This window comes from Jeongeupia wiesaeckerbachi, from assembly GCF_050916355.1.
Taxonomy (GTDB): domain Bacteria; phylum Pseudomonadota; class Gammaproteobacteria; order Burkholderiales; family Chitinibacteraceae; genus Jeongeupia; species Jeongeupia wiesaeckerbachi.
Genome location: NZ_CP136946.1, coordinates 2,610,094 through 2,626,293, shown reverse-complemented (window position 1 = coordinate 2,626,293; position 16,200 = coordinate 2,610,094). Strand labels below are relative to the sequence as shown.

15 protein-coding genes and 2 tRNA genes are annotated in these 16,200 nt (G+C 62.2%); 8 read left to right on the top strand and 9 right to left on the bottom strand.

Annotated features, from left to right (window positions below; all coding sequences use genetic code 11):
* Positions 1-24: 24 nt before the first annotated feature.
* The 3 genes from R0382_RS12850 to gyrA are packed head-to-tail and all read right to left on the bottom strand — an operon-like array spanning position 25 to position 3,603.
* A complete protein-coding gene (locus tag R0382_RS12850) occupies positions 25-444 on the bottom strand; it encodes a PaaI family thioesterase (RefSeq protein ID WP_432720015.1) in 420 nt (139 codons plus the stop codon).
* Positions 444-848, bottom strand: a complete 405-nt coding sequence (locus R0382_RS12845; protein WP_432720013.1) for a PaaI family thioesterase — start codon at positions 846-848, stop codon at positions 444-446. Before R0382_RS12845 ends, R0382_RS12850 begins: the two co-directional genes overlap by 1 nt.
* Before the next feature lie 37 nt (positions 849-885).
* Positions 886-3,603, bottom strand: coding sequence for a DNA gyrase subunit A (gyrA, locus tag R0382_RS12840; RefSeq protein WP_432720012.1), 2,718 nt, complete (start codon positions 3,601-3,603; stop codon positions 886-888).
* 319 nt (positions 3,604-3,922) lie between these two features.
* Here gyrA and R0382_RS12835 point away from each other — a divergent pair, with 319 nt between their 5' ends.
* From R0382_RS12835 to R0382_RS12810, 6 genes are all read left to right on the top strand, one after another.
* Positions 3,923-4,606: an OmpA family protein gene (locus R0382_RS12835; protein WP_432720011.1), complete on the top strand. Its 684-nt coding sequence runs from the start codon at positions 3,923-3,925 to the stop codon at positions 4,604-4,606.
* Between the two features lie 70 nt (positions 4,607-4,676).
* Entirely contained in the window at positions 4,677-5,291 is a 615-nt protein-coding gene (gene lolA / locus R0382_RS12830; protein ID WP_432720010.1) for an outer membrane lipoprotein chaperone LolA, read from the top strand.
* Positions 5,275-6,609, top strand: coding sequence for a replication-associated recombination protein A (locus tag R0382_RS12825; protein WP_432720009.1), 1,335 nt, complete (start codon positions 5,275-5,277; stop codon positions 6,607-6,609). Before lolA ends, R0382_RS12825 begins: the two co-directional genes overlap by 17 nt.
* Positions 6,610-6,669: 60 nt before the next feature.
* On the top strand, positions 6,670-7,953 hold the full coding sequence (serS, locus tag R0382_RS12820) for a serine--tRNA ligase (RefSeq protein ID WP_432720008.1): 1,284 nt from the start codon (positions 6,670-6,672) through the stop codon (positions 7,951-7,953).
* Positions 7,954-8,071: 118 nt separating this feature from the next.
* A complete protein-coding gene (locus tag R0382_RS12815) occupies positions 8,072-8,497 on the top strand; it encodes an NfeD family protein (protein WP_432720006.1) in 426 nt (141 codons plus the stop codon).
* An 11-nt stretch (positions 8,498-8,508) separates the two neighbouring features.
* Complete coding sequence (locus tag R0382_RS12810) at positions 8,509-9,453, top strand: SPFH domain-containing protein (protein ID WP_432720005.1); 945 nt, start codon at positions 8,509-8,511, stop codon at positions 9,451-9,453.
* 61 nt (positions 9,454-9,514) lie between these two features.
* On the opposite strand, the gene R0382_RS12805 is transcribed toward R0382_RS12810, so the two are convergent.
* From R0382_RS12805 to R0382_RS12780, 6 genes are all read right to left on the bottom strand, one after another.
* On the bottom strand, positions 9,515-10,423 hold the full coding sequence (locus tag R0382_RS12805) for a polysaccharide deacetylase family protein (protein WP_432720004.1): 909 nt from the start codon (positions 10,421-10,423) through the stop codon (positions 9,515-9,517).
* Positions 10,424-10,429: 6 nt separating this feature from the next.
* Positions 10,430-10,987: an SRPBCC family protein gene (locus R0382_RS12800; RefSeq protein ID WP_432720003.1), complete on the bottom strand. Its 558-nt coding sequence runs from the start codon at positions 10,985-10,987 to the stop codon at positions 10,430-10,432.
* On the bottom strand, positions 10,984-11,292 hold the full coding sequence (locus tag R0382_RS12795) for a PilZ domain-containing protein (protein ID WP_432720002.1): 309 nt from the start codon (positions 11,290-11,292) through the stop codon (positions 10,984-10,986). Before R0382_RS12795 ends, R0382_RS12800 begins: the two co-directional genes overlap by 4 nt.
* 96 nt (positions 11,293-11,388) lie before the next feature.
* Positions 11,389-12,852, bottom strand: coding sequence for a type II secretion system ATPase GspE (gene gspE / locus R0382_RS12790; protein WP_432720001.1), 1,464 nt, complete (start codon positions 12,850-12,852; stop codon positions 11,389-11,391).
* Positions 12,849-14,984: a type II secretion system secretin GspD gene (gene gspD, locus R0382_RS12785; protein ID WP_432719999.1), complete on the bottom strand. Its 2,136-nt coding sequence runs from the start codon at positions 14,982-14,984 to the stop codon at positions 12,849-12,851. Before gspD ends, gspE begins: the two co-directional genes overlap by 4 nt.
* Positions 14,985-14,992: 8 nt before the next feature.
* Complete coding sequence (locus tag R0382_RS12780) at positions 14,993-15,814, bottom strand: type II secretion system protein N (RefSeq protein WP_432719997.1); 822 nt, start codon at positions 15,812-15,814, stop codon at positions 14,993-14,995.
* Positions 15,815-15,980: 166 nt separating this feature from the next.
* Here R0382_RS12780 and R0382_RS12775 point away from each other — a divergent pair.
* Both R0382_RS12775 and R0382_RS12770 read left to right on the top strand, forming a co-directional pair.
* Positions 15,981-16,056, top strand: a tRNA-Val gene (locus tag R0382_RS12775).
* Between the two features lie 35 nt (positions 16,057-16,091).
* A tRNA-Asp gene (locus R0382_RS12770) sits at positions 16,092-16,168 on the top strand.
* Positions 16,169-16,200: the final 32 nt, after the last annotated feature.

The following is a 16,200-nucleotide window of genomic DNA, read 5'->3' as shown; positions in this document are numbered from 1 at the left end:
GCCGATAAATTCGTCTTCCGCGCCTCAGGCCAGCAGGAAGTGGGCGCGCGCGGTGGCGATCGGACGGGCTTCGTCGTCCTGCCATGCACTCATCAAAACATTGGCTACCCGCCGTCCCTGTCTGACGATTTCGCAGCGGGCGTACAGATCCTGCGGTCGGCCGGCACGCAGGTAATCCAGCGAAAAATCGACGACCCGGGGCAGCACCGACGCTTCGTGCGCCCACATCAGGTGCAACACGGCGGCATTCTCGAGGAAACCGCCGATCACGCCGCCGTGCAAGGCCGGCAGCAGCGTATTGCCGATATTGGATTCGCGAAACGGCAGCACGAACAGCGGGGCGCCGTTGTCATCACGCACTTCTGCGCCAATCAGCCCCGCATACGGGATTTTCGCCAGCAAGTCACTCAGATCGGCCACATTGCGGATGTCGGTATGGGACATCATGCCTCCTTGCCGGTGCCGCGCGCGAAGGTCGCAACGGCATAGGCAACCGGCTTGGCGATGTCGTCCTGGAACGCCGTCGCCCGGGTAAAGGCAATGTGCTCGGTCAAGCGATAGCACTCGGCGGTACAGAAGATCGGCGCGTCGGGTTTGGCCGGACGCAGATAATCGATGCGCAGGTCGAGCGTCGCAATCGCTTCGGGCGCAGGCAGCAGTGTGAACAACGACGTGCCGCTGGCAGTGTCTATCAGCGTGGTCACCGCGCCGCCATGGACGACCCGGGTTTCCGGATTGCCGATCAGCGCATCCTGAAACGGCAGCTCGAGCGTAACCTTGCCCGCTTCCGACGAGACATGTCTCAGTCCGAGTGTCTTGCATTGCGGCAAGCCCTCGAACCAGGCCATGACCTCGGCAAAGTAGGCAGGGACAGCTCGCGCTGGATCAGGCATCGGCTTGGCCCGTGCTGTCGGTGGCGGCATCGCCGCCTTCGTTGCTGGCGACCTCAAGGACATCGTCCTCGTCGACCGAATCCGGTTCGCAGACTTTCTCCAGCCCCGACAGCATTTCGCCTTCGTCGAGGTTGATCAGTCGCACACCCTGCGCCGCACGACCAGTTTCGCGAATCTGGTCGACCTTGGTGCGGATCAGTACGCCACCGGTGGTGATCAGCATCACGTCGTCGCTTTCTTCGACCAGCGTTGCGGCTACGAGCTTGCCGTTGCGGTCGCCGGTGTCGATGGCGATCACGCCCTGGGTGCCGCGGCTGGTCAGGCGGTAATCGCCGACCGGCGTACGCTTGCCGTAGCCGTTCTGCGTCGCCGTCAGCACCTGCTGATCTTCGGACTCGGCCACCAGCAGGGAAATCAGTTTCTGGCCTTCGCCGAGCTTCATCCCGCGCACACCCTTCGAATTGCGCCCCATCGGGCGAACCTTGCTCTGGCTGAAGCGGACCGACTTGCCTGCGTCCGAGAACAGCATCACCTGGTCGCCTTCTGCCGTTTGATCCGCGTCGTCGATCTGTTCGTCGTCGTGCGCCAGCTCGTCATCCGCAGGGGCATCGTCGTCCAGCAGCGGGCCGCCGGCACCGCGGGTCAGCGCAACGCCAACGAGGTAATTACCCTCATCGAGGTTGATCGCGATGATGCCGCGCTTCATCGGTCGTTTGAATGCTGCCAGCGGCGTTTTCTTCACCGTGCCATCCGCGGTCGCCATGAAGATGTACTGGTCTTCGCTGAACTCCTTGACCGGCAGCACCGCGTTGATCTTCTCACCCTCTTCCAGCGGCAAGAGATTGACGATGGGCTTGCCACGGCTGGTGCGGCCGCCCTGCGGCAGCGTGTAGACCTTGAGCCAATAGACCCGGCCCCGCGAGCTGAAGCAGAGGATGTAATCGTGGGTATTGGCGACAAACAGCTGGTCGATGAAATCGTCTTCCTTGGTCGCCGCCGCCTGCTTGCCACGACCGCCGCGCTTCTGCGCGCGGTATTCGTCGGTCGGCGTCGCCTTCATATAGCCGCCGTGCGTCAGCGTGACGACCATATCCTGCGGCGTAATCAGGTCTTCAAGGCACAGGTCCTCGCCGTGCGCGATGATTTCCGATTTACGCGCATCGCCAAAGGCCGTCTTCACCTCGTTCATTTCGTCGGCGATGATCTGTGTCACGCGCTCCGGCCGCGCCAGGATGTCGAGAAGATCAAGGATCTTCTCCATGATGTCCTTGTACTCGGCAACGATCTTGTCCTGCTCAAGGCCGGTGAGGCGCTGCAGCTGCATTTCCAGAATGCGTTGCGACTGTGCTTCGGACAGACGATAGCCGTCCTCGCCCAAGCCGTAGACATCGTCGAGACCATCGGGACGCGAAGCGCTGGCGTCGGCGCGAGCAAGCATTTCCTCGACCAAGGACGAGCGCCAGGTCCGGCCCATCAGGCCGATCTTGGCTTCGGCCGGCGTCGGCGCAGCCTTGATCAGCGCAATGATCTCGTCGACATTCGACAAAGCCACCGCGAGGCCTTCGAGGATGTGACCGCGCTCGCGCGCCTTGCGCAGCTCGAACACCGTCCGGCGGGTCACGACCTCGCGACGATGCCTGAGGAAGCATTCGAGCACCTGCTTCAGGTTCAACAGGCGCGGCTGGCCATCGACCAGCGCGACCATATTGATGCCGAAGCTGTCTTGCAGCTGCGTCTGCTTGTAGAGGTTGTTCAGTACGACATCGGGCATTTCGCCGCGCTTGAGCTCGATCACCACGCGCATGCCGGACTTGTCCGACTCGTCGCGAATTTCGCTGATGCCTTCGAGCGATTTCTCGCGCACCAGATCGCCGATGCGTTCGAGCAAGCGAGCCTTGTTCACCTGATACGGCAATTCGTCGACGATGATCGCCTGCTTGTCGCGCGAGACGTCTTCGAAATGCGTCCGGGCGCGCATCACCACGCGGCCGCGGCCGGTGCGGTAGCCTTCGCGCACACCGTGTATGCCGTAGATGATGCCGGCGGTGGGGAAGTCCGGCGCCGGAATGATGTCGATCAGTTCGTCGACGGTCAGCTCGGCATTGGCAAGCAGCGCCAGCGCAGCATCGACCACTTCATTCAGATTGTGCGGCGGGATATTGGTCGCCATGCCGACGGCAATACCGGACGAGCCATTAATCAGCAGGTTCGGAATCCGGGTCGGCAGTACCGTCGGTTCAAGTTCTTTTTCGTCGTAGTTGGGCGTGAAGTCGACGGTTTCTTTATCGATATCGGCAAGCAACTCGCTGGAGATTTTCTCCAGCCGGCATTCGGTGTACCGATACGCAGCGGCATTGTCGCCGTCAATCGAACCGAAGTTACCCTGGCCGTCGATGAGCGTGTAGCGCAGCGAGAAGTCCTGCGCCATCCGCACCAGCGCCTCATAGGCAGCTGAGTCGCCGTGCGGGTGGTATTTACCCAACACATCACCGATGACGCGCGCGCATTTGACATACGCGCGATTCCACACGTTGTTGCTTTCATGCATCGCGAACAGGATGCGCCGGTGCACCGGTTTCAGACCGTCACGCACATCGGGCAATGCACGCCCCACGATGACGCTCATGGCGTAATCGAGGTAGGAGCGGCGCATCTCCTCTTCAAGGCTGACGGGAATCGTTTCTTTGGCGAAGCTAGGCTGTTCGGACATCTTCCAGGTCAATCGCTGGGCGCCGAAGCGCGGGGAAAGAGAATTTCTTAGACTGTGCGGAAATGGCTAATGCGACTGAGGCACCGCGCAAAACCGCGCCCGGTCAGTGTAACATGGCGCTCGGCGCGCTCCAATTTCGTTGCCGTGGCAACAAAAATTCACGCGCAATTCATTTGCAGCCCATGTCTGACCGACCTTAGAATGGCCGGGGTTTTGGAAGAAATAAATGCCTTGACGCAGGGCTGTTGTCAGGTATATCCAGAAACAACAAGGCTTGGTTGGTTCAAACACCATATCCAAATTTACCAGGAGAAAAACTATGCTGTCGCTCAAGCAAACCATGATGTCCCTTGCTGTCGTTTCGGCTCTGAGCATGGGCTCGGCTTTCGCCGCTACCACCGCTTACAGCACCAACGGTACCAACGTCGCTCCGACCAACGTTGAAGGCGTGGTGAAAAACTCGATCGGCGAATGCTGGCGCACCGGCACGTGGAGCAAAGACCAAGCGACCGTGGAAGGCTGCGACGGCTACGTGAAGCCGCAACCGAAGGTTGAAGCTCCGGCTCCGGTCCCGGCTCCGGCTCCGGTCGTGAAGAACAAGACCTTCAGCCTGCAAGCTGACGTGCTGTTCGACTTCAACAAGGCTAGCCTGAAGCCGGCCGGCAAGGACGCTCTGGACAAGCTGTACCAAGACGTCGTGAACTTCGACCCGAAGGAAGGCAACGCAGTTGTCGTTGGCTACACCGACCGCATCGGTTCGGACAAGTACAACAACGCTCTGTCGCAAAAGCGCGCTCAGTCGGTTGTCGACTACCTGGTTTCGAAGGGTGCTCCGGCTGACAAGTTCAGCGCTGAAGGCCGCGGCAAGGCTGACCCGGTGACCGGCGATACTTGCAACAAGATCAAGGCTCGCAAGCAGCTGATCGAATGCCTGGCTCCGGATCGTCGCGTCGAGATCGAAGTGAAGGGCGTGCAGGAAGTTGTTGTTCCGGCAACCAAGTAATTCTGGTTTTGCCCCAAAGCCCCGCCCTTGGCGGGGCTTTTTCATTTCTCAGCCCAAGGAAATGCCACCAATGAATACATTTCGCTGGCTTCTCGCATTGGTGTTGGCCGCATCGTCGCTGGCCCACGCCGATGGGGTAAGCGATCTGAAACGCTTCCTGTCGTCGACTACGGGCGTGCAGGGGCAGTTCAGCCAGAGCGTCTCCGGCAAACCCGGCACGCCGGTGCAAACCAGCAGTGGTGACTTTGCCATCCAGCGTCCAGGCAAATTCCGCTGGAGCTATCTCAAGCCCTATGAGCAACTGATCGTCGGCGACGGCAAACGCGTCTGGCTGTATGACCCGGAACTGCGTCAGGCAACCTCGAAACAGCTCTCCGCCGCGCTCGAAAGCAGCCCTGCGGCCCTGCTCGCCGGCGATAACGCGCTCGACAAGACCTATACACTCAGAAACCTCGCCAACCGCGATGGCCTGTCCTGGGTCGAGGCCGTACCCAAAAGCAAGGAGTCGACCTTCGACAGCATCCGGCTCGGCCTGAAAAATGCACAGGTCGTCGCGATGGAACTGCAGGACCATTTTGGTCAGACGACGCGGGTTTCGTTCAGCGGCCTGACTCAGAATCCGAAGCAATCGGCCGCCCTGTTCCAGTTCACCCCGCCGAAGGACGTCGATGTCGTCGAAGAATGACCTCTTCGCAGGCGAGCATAACGAACACGAACCGCTCGCCGAACGACTGCGCCCCAAGGTGCTCGACGACGTCATCGGCCAGCGGCATCTGCTTGCTGCAGGCAAACCGCTGGCACTCGCCGTTGCATCGGGGCAGCCGCATTCGATGATTTTCTGGGGTCCGCCCGGCGTCGGCAAGACCACGCTGGCACGACTGATGGCCGGCGCATTCAAGGCTGAGTTCATTCCGTTGTCGGCGGTCTTTTCCGGCGTCAAGGACATCCGTGCAGCAATGGAACAGGCCGAGCACTACCGTGCCGGCGGGCACCGCACCATCCTGTTCGTCGATGAAGTCCACCGCTTCAACAAATCGCAGCAGGATGCCTTCCTGCCCTTCGTCGAATCCGGTCTCGTCACCTTCATCGGCGCCACCACCGAAAACCCGTCGTTCGAAGTCAATGCGGCCTTGCTGTCGCGCGCTCAAGTCTATGTTCTCAAAGCACTGGAAGAAGACGCGCTGGCCGAACTTGTCGCCCGCGCCCAGACCCAGTGTTACTCCGGACTGGATTTTCAGGCCGATGCCATTGCGCTACTGACTGGCTACGCCGATGGCGATGCCCGCCGCTTGCTCAACCTGGTCGAGCAGGCCGCCAACGCCGCGAACGCGCAAGGCCTCCACCATCTGGACGCCGCATTTCTGCAAGACGCGCTGACGCTGAACAACCGCCGTTTCGACAAGGGTGGTGATGCGTTTTACGACCAGATATCCGCCCTGCACAAATCGGTGCGCGGCTCGAACGCCGATGGCGCGCTGTACTGGTTCTGCCGGATGCTCGATGGCGGCGCCGACCCGCGCTATCTGGCGCGCCGCATCGTGCGCATGGCGTGGGAAGACATCGGCCTCGCCGACCCGCGCGCAATGACGATCTGCAACGATGCAGCCGAAACGTTCGAGCGCCTCGGCAGCCCCGAAGGCGAGCTGGCGCTGGCGCAGGCGGTGATCTATCTGGCCATCGCCCCCAAGTCCAACGCCGGTTACAACGCCTACAACGCTGCCCGCGCCCAGGTCGGACAAGACAAGTCGCGCCCGGTACCCGAACACCTGCGCAACGCCCCGACCAAGCTGATGAAAGAACTCGGCTACGGCAAGCTATATCGCTACGCGCACGACGAACCCGAGGCCTATGCCGCCGGTGAAACCTATTTGCCCGAAGGACTCGAAGGCACCCGCTTCTATCGGCCGACACCGCGTGGACTCGAAGGCAAGATCGCCGAAAAACTGCGTCATCTTGCCGAGCTGGACGCGGCCTGGCTGGCCGAGCAGCACCGGAAGGCCTAAGGTGCTTCGTGTAGAATGAACACCATCCGCATCACCCGATAAACGACAAGAATCCAGCCCATGCTCGATATCAATTTGCTCCGCAACGACCTCGACGCCGTCGTCGCCCGCCTCGCCGCCCGCGGTTTCGCCTTCGATGGCGCGACCTTCGCCACGCTTGAAGCCGAGCGCAAGACGCTGCAAACCGCCACGCAGGAACTGCAAGCCAAACGCAATAGCGTGTCAAAGCAGATCGGCATCGCCAAATCCAAGGGCGAGGATGTCGCCCCTATTCTGGCCGAGGTCGAAAACCTCAAGGGTGAGCTGGCTACCAACGAGTCGGCGCTGAGCGCGCTGCAGGACAAGCTGAACAGCCTGCTGTTGAACCTGCCGAACCTGCCGCACGAGTCGGTGCCGGCCGGCGATGACGAAAGCGGCAACATCGAAGTGCGCCGCTGGGGCACGCCGCGCGCCTTTGATTTCGAAGCGCGTGATCACGTCGATGTCGGCGCACCGCATGGTCTGGATTTCGAAACCGGTGCCAAGCTCTCCGGCTCGCGCTTCACGCTGCTGCGCGGCCAGATTGCCCGCCTGCACCGCGCGCTGGCGCAATTCATGCTCAACACCCAGACCGAAGAGCACGGTTACACCGAGGCCTACACGCCCTACATCGTCAACCCGGAAGTCCTCTACGGCACCGGCCAGCTGCCCAAGTTTGCCGACGACATGTTCCGCGTCGAGCGTGGCGGCACCGACGGCCAGACCCAGTACCTGATTTCGACCTCGGAAATCTCGCTGACCAATACCGTCCGCGACAGCATCCTCAAGACCGAAGAACTGCCGGTGAAGCTCACCGCGCACTCGCCCTGCTTCCGCTCCGAAGCCGGCGCTGCCGGACGCGACACCCGCGGACTGATCCGCCAGCACCAGTTCGACAAGGTCGAGATGGTACAGATCACCACGCCCGAGCAGTCGTACGCCGCACTCGAGGAAATGGTCGGCCACGCCGAGGCGATTCTGCAGAAGCTCGAACTGCCCTACCGCGTCGTGTCGCTGTGCACCGGCGACATGGGTTTCTCGGCCGCCAAGACCTATGACCTGGAAGTCTGGCTGCCGGCGCAAAACACCTACCGCGAAATCTCGAGCTGCTCGAACTGCGAATCCTTCCAGGCGCGCCGGATGCAGGCGCGCTTCAAGAACGATGCCGGCAAGAACGAACTCGTCCACACGCTGAACGGTTCCGGCCTCGCCGTCGGCCGCACGCTGGTCGCGGTACTCGAGAACTACCAGAACGCCGATGGCAGCATTACCGTCCCGACGGTCCTGTTGCCCTATATGGGTGGACTGACCCGCATCGGCGGCTAAGAGAACGGCGACCTCAGGGTCGCCGTTTTCATCTCCGGCTCGGGCGGAGCGCTATGCTTCGCTCGTCGGATGCGGCATGATCGGGAACTTGCCGAGCTTTTTGGAATCTGACTTGATCATGACTCCCACTACTATTTGGCTCATTGCCGCGGCAGTACTGGTCGGACTGGAAATGCTCAGCGGCACGTTCTATCTGCTGGCCATTGCCGTCGGCATGCTTGCCGGTGCCATTGCCGGCGCGCTCTCGGCCCCGCTGCCGGTACAAATCGCCATTGCGACCATTGCCAGCCTGTTTGCCGTCGCCGGGTTGCGACGCTGGAAGCGCCGGACGCAACCCAAGCACGACGAAAGCAACGCACTCGATCTCGGCCACAAGGTGACGATCGAGCGCTGGCTCGACACGCAACACGCCCGGGTCCGCTATCGCGGCGCCGATTGGGACGCCGAATTTGTCCAGCCGGCCGATCAAACCCTGACCCAGTTCTACATTGTCGGACAGCGCGGCAACACCCTGCTGCTCGATACCACGCCCCCCCAACCTTGATGGAGTCGTCCATGTCGCTGCCGTTCGTCGTCGCGTTTGCGGTCATCGTCGTCATTTTCATATCCAAGACGCTGAAAATCGTCCCCCAGCAACAGGCATGGGTGCGCGAACGTCTTGGGCGCTTTCACGATGTGCTCGAACCCGGGCTGCGCATTGTCGTCCCCTTCATCGACCGGGTCGCGTACAAGCACAACCTGAAGGAAATCCCGCTCGATGTACCGAGCCAGATTTGCATCACCCGTGACAACACCCAGCTGCAAGTCGACGGCATCCTGTACTTCCAGGTCCGTGACCCGAAACTGGCCTCGTACGGTGCCAGCGATTACGTGCTCGCGATTACCCAGCTGGCACAGACAACGCTGCGTTCGGTGATCGGCAAGCTCGAACTCGACAAAACCTTCGAGGAGCGCGAGGACATCAACCGTGCCGTGGTACTGTCGCTCGACGAAGCCGCGGCAAACTGGGGCGTCAAGGTCTTGCGCTACGAGATCAAGGACCTGACACCGCCGCAGGAAATCCTCCACTCGATGCAGAAACAGATCACGGCCGAACGCGAAAAGCGTGCCCTGATCGCGCAATCCGAAGGCGTGAAACAGCAGCAGATCAACCTCGCCAGCGGCCAGCGCGAAGCAGCGATCCAGAAGTCCCAAGGGGATATGCAGGCGGCGATCAACCAGTCGGAAGGCGAAAAGCAGGCGGCGATCAACCGTGCCACCGGCGAGGCGCAAGCGCTCCGTCTGGTTGCGCATGCCACGGCCGAAGCGGTCGAGACCGTCGGCAAATCGATCGGCACCAGCGGTGGCATCGAAGCCGTCAACCTCAAGGTGGCCGAGCGCTATATCGATGCCTTCGGCAAGATCGCCAAGGAAGGCAACACGATGCTGCTGCCCGGCAATGTCGGCGACGTTGCCGGCGTGGTCGCCACGGCGATGAATATCGTCAAGGCCAGCAAGTAACGCGGCATCCATCCAGAAACAACAACGCCGGCAATCGCCGGCGTTGTTGTTTGGATCACGCTTAGAGGAATTCGGCCCCTTGCGTCGCCAGCGCACCGCTGCGCCCTGGGATCTCGGTCATCTGCACTTCGTGATACGGCAGCAGATTCAAGTCGAGCGCGGCGCAATGCTCGCCCAGACTGACAAACTGGTAGCCCTGCTCCTGCCAACCCGCCAAGAGGCGCTCGAACACCGGCAGCAGCTTCATGCCCTCGAGTTCGGCATGCAGCGTGTAGACGTGACCAAACGGCCCTTCGGCCTCGGTCAGCTTGAGCAGATGCTCGTGCACATTGTCCGGCGTCAGCCCGTCGATGCCGATCAGCTCGTCCAGTGTCGGCAGCGTCGTCGGCAGTTGCGGCACCCGGACCGGTTCACCGCGCACCATCGGCCAGAACGGGTGGGTACCACGGCCATCGGAGGCGTAGCGCATACCCAGCCGCTGTTCGAGCCGGTAAGCATGGGTATTCATCTGCCAGCCTGCGGCGCCATGGGTTTGCGGCGGCTCGCCGAAAATCTCGATATAGCGCTCGATCGCCGCATTCAGCTCGGCCGCGGTCCAGGCCTCGTCGGCCTCGGCGACGCCATCCTGCCAGCGGATGTGATCCCAGGTATGCACACCGCTCTCAAAGCCCGCCGCCACGACTTCCCGCATCAGCGGCGCACAGCGCTTGCCGATGTCCGGGCCGGGCAGCAAGGTGCCGTACAGCAAGGTTTTGAGGCCGTAGTGTTCGCGCACCGAGGTGCGCGATACCTTTTTCAGGAAACCTGGGCGAAACACCCGCTTGATGGCCCGGCCGGTGTGATCCGGGCCGAGGCTCCACAGGAAGGTGGCATTGGCGTTGAAGCGCTGAAGCAGGTCGACGAGCCGGGGAATACCTTCGCGCGTGCCGCGATACGTATCGACGTCGATTTTGAGCGTGAGAAGCCGCATATTGGTTTAAGGCACCGAAACCGGCGCAATCGGGTGAGCCTTGCGGCGCAACATTTCCTGCTGCATCGCATCGAACTGGCGAACCAGTTGCTGTTTGAGAAAATCCGTACCGATGGCCGCTTGCCAGATCGAGCCCGGCGTCCAATCGGCGCGGTAGTTTACTACGGTCTGCTCACCGCGCTGCTGCAGGTGGCAAATACTTTCGACCTTGCCGGCGCTGCCTTCGAGCGTACGCGCGCGAATTTCGGACATCGGCAGCAGATTGATATCGCGCACCGACTCGTACGAGAACGACAGCCCCGCAACGACATAGTGGCCGCGTTGGCGCACTTCGAGATGGTCCGGCGAGGTCGGTACGGCATGGCTTTCATCGAGCTGCGGCAGAAAGGCCGGCATATGCTCGAAATCGACCATGACCTCCCAGGCCAGCGATTGCGGGACTGCGACGGTGAAATTCGCACTCAGCATCACAGTGTCGCCGTGCCGGACCACGTCGGCGCGAACGGCATCGGCCTGCGCCGACATGGCGACAGGCCAGAGCAGCAGGCACCACCATGCGCTCACCCGAGGATTTCCTCGATCGCCAGCCCAAGTTCGAACAGCTCATCATCGATTGCGTGGCAACGCACCACGCGCGCCCGGGCCGACAGCGGTTGCGTCCGGCCGCCCTGCGGCGGCGGCAATACGCATACGTCGAGCAGCTCGTCCTCCTGCGGCACGAACATCGTCCGCACCGTGAGACCGGTAACGGACAGATCGGCACACACACCGTAATACGAACGGCCGTCGATACCGCGCAGCCGGACCTTGCAGTCCAGCGGAACGCGTAGCGCGCCGCGTGCATCGGGCGCAGGTAATCCATGCTGCATGCTTTTCTCCTCGAACCCGGTGGTGATTCAACCCACTCTCAGTACGCTGGCTGAAGTCGTGCACAACCCTGGACCTGGCGCCCGCGCGCCGTGCGATCAGCTTTCGCGCGTCACGCGCCAGACTTCCTCGAGACTCGTCTGCCCCGAGCGAGCGCGCCGCTCGCCGTCCTGGCGCAGCGTCAGCATGCCGTTGCGCATCGCGTGCTGCTTGATCGCCAGTTCGGTATCGCGGTTGTGGATCATCCCGCGCAGCGTCTCGTCGACCGTCAACAGCTCATAGATGCCCGAACGTCCGCGATAGCCGCTCTGCTTGCACGACGGACAACCGACCGGCCGGTACAGCGTGACCGCGTCGACGCAGCCCATTGCTGCGCGCTCGGCGTCGTCTGCAGCATAGGCAATCCGGCAGTCGGGGCACAATGTTCGCGCCAGCCGTTGTGCGAGCACGCCCAGCAGCGAGCTGGCGAGCAGAAAGGGTTCGATGCCCATATCGGTCAGACGCGTCACCGCGCTGGCTGCATCGTTGGTATGCAAGGTCGCCAGCACCAAATGCCCGGTCAGCGACGCCTGCACGGCGATCTGCGCGGTCTCCAGATCGCGGATTTCGCCGATCATGATCACGTCCGGATCCTGACGCAGGATCGCCCGCAAGGCGCGGGCGAAGCTCATGTCGATCTTCGGATTGATCTGCGTCTGGCCGACGCCGTCGAGGTCGTACTCGATCGGATCCTCGACCGTCATGATGTTGGCGGTCTTGGCATCCATGCCCGACAAAGCTGCATACAGCGTCGTCGTCTTGCCCGAACCGGTCGGCCCGGTGACAAGGACAATGCCGTGCGGCTGGTTCAGCAGTGCCTGCAACTGCACCAAGACCTGCCCGCCCATGCCAAGCTTTTCGAGATTCAAGCGCCCCGCCGACTTGTCGAGCAAGCGCAACACCGCGCGCTCGCCGTGGCCGGACGGCAGGGTCGACACTCGTACATCAACCGGCCGGCCGGCGATCCGCAACGTGATCCGGCCATCCTGCGGTAGCCGTTTTTCGGCGATGTCGAGGCCGGCCATGACCTTGATCCGCGACACGAGCGCCGCGTGCAAGGCGCGCTTGGGTTCGAGCACGTCGCGCAGCGTGCCGTCGACGCGGAAACGCACCAGCGATCGGGTCTCGAACGCTTCGAGATGCAAATCGGACGCGCCTTCACGCAAGGCCTCGGTCAGCAGTGCATTGATCAGCCGGATGATCGGCGCGTCGTCCTGTGCATCGAGCAAATCCTCGATCTCGGGCAAGGCCTGCACCAGCCGCGACAGGTCGACCTGCTGCTCGACGTCATCGGCGACGCTCGCAGCCTGACTGCCATTGCTGAACAACTGCGACAAACGCTGCTCGTACTCACTGGCATCGACCAGTTCGACATCGAGCGGCCGGCCGGCGGTGCGGCGCAGTTCGTTCAGCGCCGACAGCGCCGCACCGCGACGCATCAGCACCTGGACGCTGGTGTCGTCGCTCGAAACATCGACGACACCACGGTCACGGGCGAAGTGGAACGGCACCAGCCGGCTCATGGTTGTGCCTGAGCCTGCGTCTTGGTCGCCGGGGCCTGCGCAGCCGGCTCGACTTGTTTGGCCGGCTCGGCGGACTCGGCCGGCTTGGCCGGCAGCTCAGGCAGCACCACCTTGGGCAGGTCGGGCAGGAAGGGATGACTGTCGAAACCGAACTTGGCTTGTTCATTGCGCAGGTACTGGTAGCGATCGGTCGACAGCGTATCGCTGGCAGCACCGTCGCGCAGGATCACCGGGCGCAGGAAGATCATCAGATTGACCTTGCCCCAGTTGCGGCTCTGGTATTTGAACAGGTTGCCGACCCCGGGGATATCGCCGAGCCCCGGCACCTTGTTGACCGAATTGTCGAGCTGGTCCTGGATCAAGCCGCCGAGCACGACGACCTGGCCGTCGTCGACCAGCACCTTGGATTCAAGCGCGCGCTTCTTGGTCGCGATGCCGGCGCCGTTGGTGTTCACCGTGTTGTCGATGCTGGACACTTCCTGATACACCGACAGCGTAATGCTGCCACCCTCGGACACCTGCGGCTTCACCCGCAGCGCAATACCGATGTCCTTGCGCTCGACCGTCGTAAACGGATTGGGGTTGCTGCCGGTCGACGATTGCGTGCCGGTGATGATCGGAATGTTCTGGCCGACCATGATCCGCGCTTCTTCGTTGTCCAGCGTGATCAGGTTCGGCGTCGACAGGATGTTGGCGTCGCCGGAGTTCTGCAGCGCGCTGGCGAGCACGCCGAGCGTCGGCCGCTTGCCGCCCTCCTTGAGCGGATTGCCGTTGACGACGCCGACGGTCAGCCCGCCCGGAATCGCGTTCGGGTCCTTGTTGACGATGCCGCTGATCAGATTGCCGATGCCATTCGACAGCAGCCCCAGCGAACTGATGCCGACGCCGGCCACGTTGTCGCCGCCGGCCGCGAGCAGCCACTGCACGCCGAATTCGCCGACCTTGGACGCGTTGACTTCGGCGATCATCGCCTCGACGTAGACCTGCGCACGGCGCACGTCGAGCTTGTCGATCACCGAGCGCAGATTGTTGTAGACGTTGTCCGGCGCGGTGATGATCAACGCATTGGTCATCGGATCGGCCTGCAGCAGCACCGTGGAGCCACCGATCTGCACGCTGGCTGCCGAGCTGCCGGTGGTCGTCGTGGGTGCACTCGTCGGCGGCAGCGACATGCCGCCGGTGCTGCTGCTGGCCGTCAGCGACGGAACGCTGCTGCTGCCGGTCTGCCCGCTGCCACCGCTGTCCTGGCCGGTGAGCACGCCCTTGAGCGTTGCCGCCAGCTTCACCGCCTCGGCGTTGCGCAGATAGACGACATGGATATTGCCGCCAGCCGCACCGGGCTGGTCGAGCGTTTCGACCAGCCGCTTGATCTGCTGCGCATGCACGGCATTTTCGCTGCGGACCAGCAGCGTATTGCTGCGCACATCGGGCACCACGCTGCTGCGCCGCGCGCCGTCGGCCGGCGTCACGCCGGGCGCAACACCCTGGGCGTTGAGTTCTGGCATCAGCCTGGAGAGCATCTGCGCCACGTCAACGGCCGAAGCGTACTTGAGCTGGATCGGAAAGATATCCGACTGAGCCGGCTGGTCGATGCTCTGGATGATGCGATTGAGCCTGCGGATATTGTCGGCATAATCGGTGATCACCAGCGTATTCGCCGGAACGTAGACCGAAATCGCGTTGTTCGCCGACACCAGCGGCCGCAAGATCGGCAGGATCTGGTTGGCCGACTCGAACTTCAGCGGATAGACCTGCGTCACGATCCTGTCACCGGCGGCGCGCAATTCCCGGTTTTCGGTCGGCCCGCTATTGGTCTTCGCATCGGCCTCGGGCATCACCTTGATCAATTTGCCGGATTCGACCGCGGTAAAACCCTGCTGGCGCAGCGCCGACAGCAGCACTGGATAGACCGAATCCTTATCGACCGGCTGCGCCGAGACGATGTTGATCGTCCCCTTCACGCGCGGATCGATCAGGAAGTTCTTGCCGGTGATCAGCCCGACCGCCTTGACGGTCGATTCGATGTCGGCATTGACGAAATTGAGCGTCACCTTGTTGTCCGCCGCGTGAACGTGGGCGGCGAGCAGGCTGGCCAACAAGAGGCGACGGGACGCGCGAAACATGGATTTCATTGTGTTTTTCAAGGTTGGATTTGGTACTGCAACGTGGTCGGCACGCCACCACGCAACACTGAAAGCTTGATCTGGGCCTGCTGGCTGAACGCGGTCAGCAGCAGGGACATATCGGCCGGTTGCGCCAGATTCTGGCCGTTCACCGACTTGAGCACGTCTCCTGCCTGCAGCTGCAATGATCTGGCCAGCGGCTGCTGGGCCGGGTCATTGATCAGGATGCCGCCCCCTGGCGCCTGCGCCAGCCCCTTGGCCCAGTCGGCGATATTGCCTGCCTGCATCATCGCGGCCAGCTGGCCACGATAGAGCGTCTGCGCCGGCAATTCGGCCGCAGCAGCCACCACGCCGCCAGCCACCGGCGTGACCATGGCAACCGGGCCGCTGGCATCGCGACCATCGAGCATCAGCGTTTCGCGCCGGCCGTTGCGTTCAAGCTCGACCCGATCGCGCTCAACCCGCAGCAACCGAACCCCCGGCTGTACGGCATCGCCGACGCGAACGGCTACGGCACTGGCTTCGATGCCGGTAAACACCGCCGCGCTGCTGGTGTCGTCGCCGGCGATGACCGCGATCAGCCGCGCCGACAAGGTACTGGCCGTGACGTCGCCACCGACGGCACCGAACCAGGACGCCGCATTGTTCCAGAGCAGGTTTTGCGCAACCGGCGCGGTCTGCGGCGGTTTCAAGACGGGGCCGGACGATCTGGGGGCAAACAGCTGCCAGAAGATCCCTGCGGCCAGCCAGGCCACGATCAGCACCAGGACCATTTCGACGACCGGGATGACCCTGCCCGATGCAGGCCAACGCAACTTCAGTGCGGGCACTCTCAACACATGCTTTTCCAGAAATTACAGAACTGTGAAATTTTCTCAGCTTTTATACGTCAAGCACATTACAGGACGCTACCACGGCTAAATTTAGCCATTCGACTGCTGTTTTTCGAAAAAAGTGTTGACGTCTCAAAACTGGCATGCTTAAATGCGCTCCTCGTTTGACGACGGGTGATTAGCTCAGTTGGTAGAGCGTCTGCCTTACACGCAGAATGTCGGCGGTTCGACCCCGTCATCACCCACCAGTTACTTCGGTAAATGGCATTAGCGAGACCGCTGCGGAGCGGTAGTTCAGTTGGTTAGAATACCGGCCTGTCACGCCGGGGGTCGCGGGTTCGAGTCCCGTCCGCTCCGCCAAAATATTAGCAAAAAGCCAGCGAAAGCTGGCT

What these genes read in the sequence shown, in the direction of transcription:
- lolA (WP_432720010.1), top strand. Translation starts at nt 4,677, where the DNA reads ATGAATACATTTCGCTGGCTTCTCGCATTGGTGTTGGCCGCATCGTCG.
- R0382_RS12845 (WP_432720013.1), bottom strand. Translation starts at nt 848, where the DNA reads ATGGCCTGGTTCGAGGGCTTGCCGCAATGCAAGACACTCGGACTGAGA.
- R0382_RS12810 (WP_432720005.1), top strand. Translation starts at nt 8,509, where the DNA reads ATGTCGCTGCCGTTCGTCGTCGCGTTTGCGGTCATCGTCGTCATTTTC.
- R0382_RS12815 (WP_432720006.1), top strand. Translation starts at nt 8,072, where the DNA reads ATGACTCCCACTACTATTTGGCTCATTGCCGCGGCAGTACTGGTCGGA.
- R0382_RS12805 (WP_432720004.1), bottom strand. Translation starts at nt 10,423, where the DNA reads ATGCGGCTTCTCACGCTCAAAATCGACGTCGATACGTATCGCGGCACG.
- R0382_RS12795 (WP_432720002.1), bottom strand. Translation starts at nt 11,292, where the DNA reads ATGCAGCATGGATTACCTGCGCCCGATGCACGCGGCGCGCTACGCGTT.
- R0382_RS12835 (WP_432720011.1), top strand. Translation starts at nt 3,923, where the DNA reads ATGCTGTCGCTCAAGCAAACCATGATGTCCCTTGCTGTCGTTTCGGCT.
- gspE (WP_432720001.1), bottom strand. Translation starts at nt 12,852, where the DNA reads ATGAGCCGGCTGGTGCCGTTCCACTTCGCCCGTGACCGTGGTGTCGTC.
- gspD (WP_432719999.1), bottom strand. Translation starts at nt 14,984, where the DNA reads ATGAAATCCATGTTTCGCGCGTCCCGTCGCCTCTTGTTGGCCAGCCTG.
- gyrA (WP_432720012.1), bottom strand. Translation starts at nt 3,603, where the DNA reads ATGTCCGAACAGCCTAGCTTCGCCAAAGAAACGATTCCCGTCAGCCTT.
- R0382_RS12850 (WP_432720015.1), bottom strand. Translation starts at nt 444, where the DNA reads ATGTCCCATACCGACATCCGCAATGTGGCCGATCTGAGTGACTTGCTG.
- R0382_RS12825 (WP_432720009.1), top strand. Translation starts at nt 5,275, where the DNA reads ATGTCGTCGAAGAATGACCTCTTCGCAGGCGAGCATAACGAACACGAA.
- serS (WP_432720008.1), top strand. Translation starts at nt 6,670, where the DNA reads ATGCTCGATATCAATTTGCTCCGCAACGACCTCGACGCCGTCGTCGCC.